The sequence below is a fragment of the Streptomyces sp. HSW2009 genome (genome assembly GCF_040240285.1).
GTDB lineage: Bacteria > Actinomycetota > Actinomycetes > Streptomycetales > Streptomycetaceae > Streptomyces.
This window is the reverse complement of the sequence record NZ_JBEHZD010000569.1, coordinates 1-4,710: the sequence shown is the minus strand read 5'-3', so window position 1 is coordinate 4,710 and position 4,710 is coordinate 1. Positions and strand designations below refer to the sequence as shown.

Here is a 4,710-nt window from a genome sequence, read left to right as displayed (position 1 = left end):
CCCGGCGGCGCCACCGGCCGCCCCCGGCGGATCGGCGGCGGCGCGGCAGCCGCGGTCTTCCTGACCCTGTTCGCCGACCGGGCCGCCCCGCACCTCGGCCGGAAGCTGCCGGACGGCGCCGACGACCTCTTCCCCGAGACGGTCCGCGCGCTCCCGGACGCGCTGCGCGACGGCTACCTCGCCGCCTACCTCGAACCGATCCCGCGCGCCTTCCTCTCCCTCCTGCCGGTGCTCGTCCTCGGCTTCCTGCTGGCCCTGCTGCTCAAGGAGATTTCCGTGGCCCCCCAGACCGATCAGCACGACGCGACCGTCCCCGCCGCCCGCGGCCTGCCGGACGCCCTCACCAACGGCGCCCCGGCGCTCCCCGCAGAACAGCGCACCACCGACCCGTACGACATCGGCTACGGCACCGACGCGTACCCGAAGGACGGCCACCCGGGCCGCTACGCCGCCGAGTTGACCCGCGCCGACGCGCCGTCGCGCACGGACGGGCCGGCGGTCGCCGGGGTGCCGGTGTGCGGGACCGTCGCGCACCACGACGGCAGCACCGTGCCGCGGGCCGCGCTCACCCTGATCGACGTCGGCGGTCGACAGGTCGGGCGGGGCGCGACGGGCGAGGACGGGCGGTACGCGCTGAGCACGCCGGGCGCCGGCGCGTACGTGCTGATCGCCGCGGCCGGCGGGCACCAGCCGCAGGCGGTCAGCGTCACCGTCGGCGAACGGCCCGTCGAACTCGACGTGGTGCTCGGCGGCGCCGGCCGGCTGGCCGGCACGGTGCACACCGCCGACGGCACCCCGGTGCGCGATGCGATGGTCACCCTCACCGACGTGCGCGGCGAGGTCGTCGCCTCCACCCGCAGCGGGCGCGAAGGCGGCTATCTGATCACCGAGTTGGTGGCCGGCGAATACACCCTGGCCTCCAGCGCCCCCGCCTACCGCCCGGCCGCGCTGCCGGTCTCCGTGCAATCCGCCCGCGAGACCCGGCAAGACATCGAGTTGGCCGGCGGCGCGGTGCTGCGCGGCACGGTGCGGGCCGGCGGCGGGCGGGCCGTGGAAGACGCCAGGGTGACGCTGCTGGACGCGGCGGGCAACGTCGTGGACACGGCGACCACCGGCGCGGACGGCGGATTCCGTTTCATCGACCTGTCCGCCGGCGAGTACACCGTGATCGCCGCGGGGTACCCGCCGGTGGCCACCGTGCTGCGGGTCGCCGGCGGCGGGCGCACCGAGCGCGACCTGCACCTGGGGTACGAAGACGAGCGGTGAACCAGCCGCGGGCACCCCCCCCCCCCCCCCCGGGGGGCCGGCCCCCCCGGCCCCCGACCCACGACCTCCGCCGCCCACCCACCCCGCCAGCCGGGACCGGGCGGCGCAACCCTCACAAGGAGCAAGCGAGATGACCAACCTCTCCGTCGACCGCCCCATCGGCCGGGTGGCCGAAGCACGCGGGGCCACCCGACGGGGCGCGGGGGACCGCGCCCCCGCCGCCGGCCCCGCGCAGACCGCCGGCCCCGCGCAGACCGGCGGCCCTGCGGAACGGGGGCGCGACTGATGCGCGTACTGCTGCTCGGCTCAGGCGGCTACATCGGCCGCTACGTCGCCGACCACCTGCTCGCCGACCCCGCGGTCCAACTCACCGAGCTCGGCCGGGGCGACACCGCCGACGTGCGCTTCGACCTGTCCACCGGCAGCCCCGGGGCGCTGACCCGGTTCCTGGACGCCGTCCACCCCGGCGTCGTCATCAACTGCGCGGGCACCACCCGCGGCGGCGCCCGCGAGCTGACCCGGCACAACACCGTCGCCGTCGCCACCGTCTGCGAGTCGCTGCGCCGCAGCGGCTGCGGCGCCCGGCTGGTGCAACTCGGCTGCTCCGCCGAGTACGGGCCGTCCCAGCCGGGCTCCTCCACCGCCGAGGACGCCATCCCGCGCCCCGGCGGCCCGTACGGCGTGAGCAAGCTGGCCGCCACCGAGCTGGTGCTCGGCTCCGGGCTCGACGCCATCGTGCTGCGCGTCTTCTCGCCGGTCGGCCCCGGCACCCCGCCCGGCTCGCCGCTGGGCCGGCTCGCTGACACCATGCGGCGCGCGATGCAGGCCGGCGACCACGAACTGCGCTTCCCCGGGCTCGGCGCGCAGCGCGACTTCGTCGACGTGCGCGACGTGGCCCGCGCCGTGCACGCCGCCTCGCTCTCCGCCGCGCAGGGCGTGGTGAACATCGGCACCGGGCGCGCCGTACGGATGCGGGACGCCGCCGGCGTACTCGCCAGGGTGGCCGGCTTCGGGGGCGCGCTGCACGACGTCGAAGGCCACCCGCTGCGCACCGTCCCGCACCCGTCGGGCCCCTCGGGGCTCGGTCACTCCGCCGGGCACGGCCGCGGCGAACACGGCCCCGAGACGCCGGCCGGCGCCGTCGGCTACGCCTACCCGGACGGCTGCGGGAGCTGGCAGCAGGCGGACGTGCGCACCGCCCGCGACCGGCTCGGCTGGCGCACCAGGATCGGCCTCGAAGAGTCGCTGGCCGACATCTGGATGGAGGCGGCATGCCGTATCTGACCTCCACCGGCACCCGGCGCCCCGGGTCGGTGGCCGGGCGGCTCGGCTTCGGGGTGCCCGGCTGCGCGCACCCGCTGGTCGCCCCCGCCGAATGGGCCGAACTCGCCCGGCCCCGCACCCCGCTGCACTGGGCGGTGCTCAACGTGGCGCGCGGCCCCGGCAGCCGCCCCGACCCGCACTGCCTGGGCGCCGCGGCCCGGCTGCACGAGGCGCGCGCCCGCGTCCTCGGCCACCTCGACCTGCGGTTCGGCACCCGCCCGTTCGGCGAGCTGATCTCCGACGCGCACCGCTTCCTTGAGTGGTACCAGGTCGACGGGTTCTACCTGGACCGGTGCCCCACCGAGCGGCCGGGGCTGGCCGAGGTGCGCCGGCTGGCGACCACGCTGCGCGCCCTGTGCGCACCGGTGTACGTGGTGTTCGGGCACGGCACCCACCCGTACCCGGACTACGTGCAGGACGCCGACCAACTGGTGACCTTCTGCGGGCAGTGGGCCGACTACCGCTGGTCGCAGGCGGCGCCGTGGACGGCCGACTACCCGCCGGAGCGGTTCTGCCACCTGGTGCACGGAGTGCCCCGCACTCACCTGGACGAGGCGCTGCGCATCGCCCGCTGGCAGGGTGCAGGGACCATCTACTTCACTGATCGGCAAGGCCATGGCCAAAGCGACGCATGGGAGACACTGCCCGGTTACTGGGACGAAATCGTCTCGCGCATCGGACCTGGTGTCACGGAATGAGACGCCGCGTGGCAGTGTTACCAGGAGAACAACGCTGCTCCCTTCCCTTACGGAGTCCCCGTGTCGCTGCCACCCCTGGTCGAGCCGGCTGCCGAGCTCACCGTCGACGAGGTCCGCAGGTACTCGCGTCACCTGATCATTCCCGACGTGGGAATGGACGGGCAGAAGCGACTGAAGAACGCCAAGGTGCTCTGTGTGGGCGCGGGCGGCCTCGGCTCGCCCGCGCTGATGTATCTGGCCGCCGCCGGTGTCGGCACGCTCGGCATCGTGGAGTTCGACGAGGTCGACGAGTCGAACCTGCAACGCCAGATCATCCACAGCCAGGCCGACATCGGCCGGCCGAAGGCCGAGTCCGCCCGTGACTCGGTCCTCGGCATCAACCCGTACGTCAACGTCGTCCTGCACGAGGGCCGCCTTGAGGCGGACAACGTGATGGAGATCTTCTCCCAGTACGACCTGATCGTGGACGGCACGGACAACTTCGCCACGCGGTACCTGGTCAACGACGCGTGCGTGCTGCTCAACAAGCCGTACGTGTGGGGCTCGATCTACCGCTTCGACGGCCAGGCGTCGGTGTTCTGGAGCGAGCACGGCCCGTGCTACCGCTGCCTGTACCCGGAGCCCCCGCCGCCGGGCATGGTGCCCTCCTGCGCCGAGGGCGGCGTCCTCGGCGTGCTGTGCGCCTCCATCGGCTCGATCCAGGTCAACGAGGCCATCAAGCTGCTCGCCGGCATCGGCGAGCCGCTGGTCGGCCGGCTGATGATCTACGACGCCCTGGAGATGTCGTACCGCCAGGTCAAGGTCCGCAAGGACCCGGACTGCGCGGTGTGCGGTCCGAACGCCACGGTCACCGAGCTGATCGACTACGAGGCGTTCTGCGGCGTGGTGTCGGAGGAGGCGCAGGAGGCTGCGGCCGGCTCCACGATCACGCCCAAGCAGCTCAAGCAGTGGATCGACGACGGCGAGGGCATCGACATCATCGACGTCCGCGAGCCGAACGAGTACGAGATCGTCTCCATCCCCGGCGCGCGGCTGATCCCGAAGAACGAGTTCCTGATGGGCACCGCCCTCCAGGACCTCCCACAGGACAAGAAGATCGTCTTGCACTGCAAGACGGGCGTCAGGTCGGCCGAGGTGCTCGCCGTCCTCAAGTCGGCGGGCTTCGCCGACGCGGTGCACGTGGGCGGCGGCGTGATCGGCTGGGTCAACCAGATCGAGCCGGAGAAGCCGATCTACTGATCTGGCGGGGCCGCTGGGGTCGCCAGGGCTGCCGGGGTCGGCGGGTTCGCTGACCAGGCTGGTCCGGCTGGTCCGCCGGCGGCGCGGTGGAGCGGCGGGACCTGCTCCACCCGAGCACGGAGCAACAGGGGCCCGGGGGCCCCCCCACCCGGGGGGGCCCCCCCCCGGGGGGGGGGGGGGGGGG

The 4,710-nt window shown here is 74.4% G+C and carries 5 protein-coding genes; all 5 read left to right on the top strand.

The window, feature by feature from the left end:
- Positions 1-1,266 (top strand): MSCRAMM family protein (locus AAHZ94_RS28710; protein ID WP_349996516.1); only part of this gene is annotated, 1,266 nt, incomplete at its 5' end.
- A gap of 130 nt (positions 1,267-1,396) precedes the next feature.
- Positions 1,397-1,552 carry a hypothetical protein gene (locus tag AAHZ94_RS28705; RefSeq protein ID WP_349996514.1) on the top strand — a complete coding sequence of 52 codons (156 nt, stop codon included), beginning with the start codon at positions 1,397-1,399 and terminating at the stop codon, positions 1,550-1,552.
- Positions 1,552-2,550: an SDR family oxidoreductase gene (locus AAHZ94_RS28700; RefSeq protein ID WP_349996512.1), complete on the top strand. Its 999-nt coding sequence runs from the start codon at positions 1,552-1,554 to the stop codon at positions 2,548-2,550. The genes AAHZ94_RS28705 and AAHZ94_RS28700 overlap by 1 nt, the downstream gene beginning before the upstream one ends.
- On the top strand, positions 2,538-3,287 hold the full coding sequence (locus AAHZ94_RS28695; RefSeq protein WP_349996511.1) for a spherulation-specific family 4 protein: 750 nt from the start codon (positions 2,538-2,540) through the stop codon (positions 3,285-3,287). Before AAHZ94_RS28700 ends, AAHZ94_RS28695 begins: the two co-directional genes overlap by 13 nt.
- Before the next feature lie 60 nt (positions 3,288-3,347).
- A complete protein-coding gene (moeZ, locus tag AAHZ94_RS28690) occupies positions 3,348-4,526 on the top strand; it encodes an adenylyltransferase/sulfurtransferase MoeZ (RefSeq protein WP_349996509.1) in 1,179 nt (392 codons plus the stop codon).
- The last annotated feature ends 184 nt before the right edge of the window (positions 4,527-4,710 follow it).

What these genes read in the sequence shown, in the direction of transcription:
- AAHZ94_RS28705 (WP_349996514.1), top strand. Translation starts at nt 1,397, where the DNA reads ATGACCAACCTCTCCGTCGACCGCCCCATCGGCCGGGTGGCCGAAGCA.
- AAHZ94_RS28695 (WP_349996511.1), top strand. Translation starts at nt 2,538, where the DNA reads ATGCCGTATCTGACCTCCACCGGCACCCGGCGCCCCGGGTCGGTGGCC.
- AAHZ94_RS28700 (WP_349996512.1), top strand. Translation starts at nt 1,552, where the DNA reads ATGCGCGTACTGCTGCTCGGCTCAGGCGGCTACATCGGCCGCTACGTC.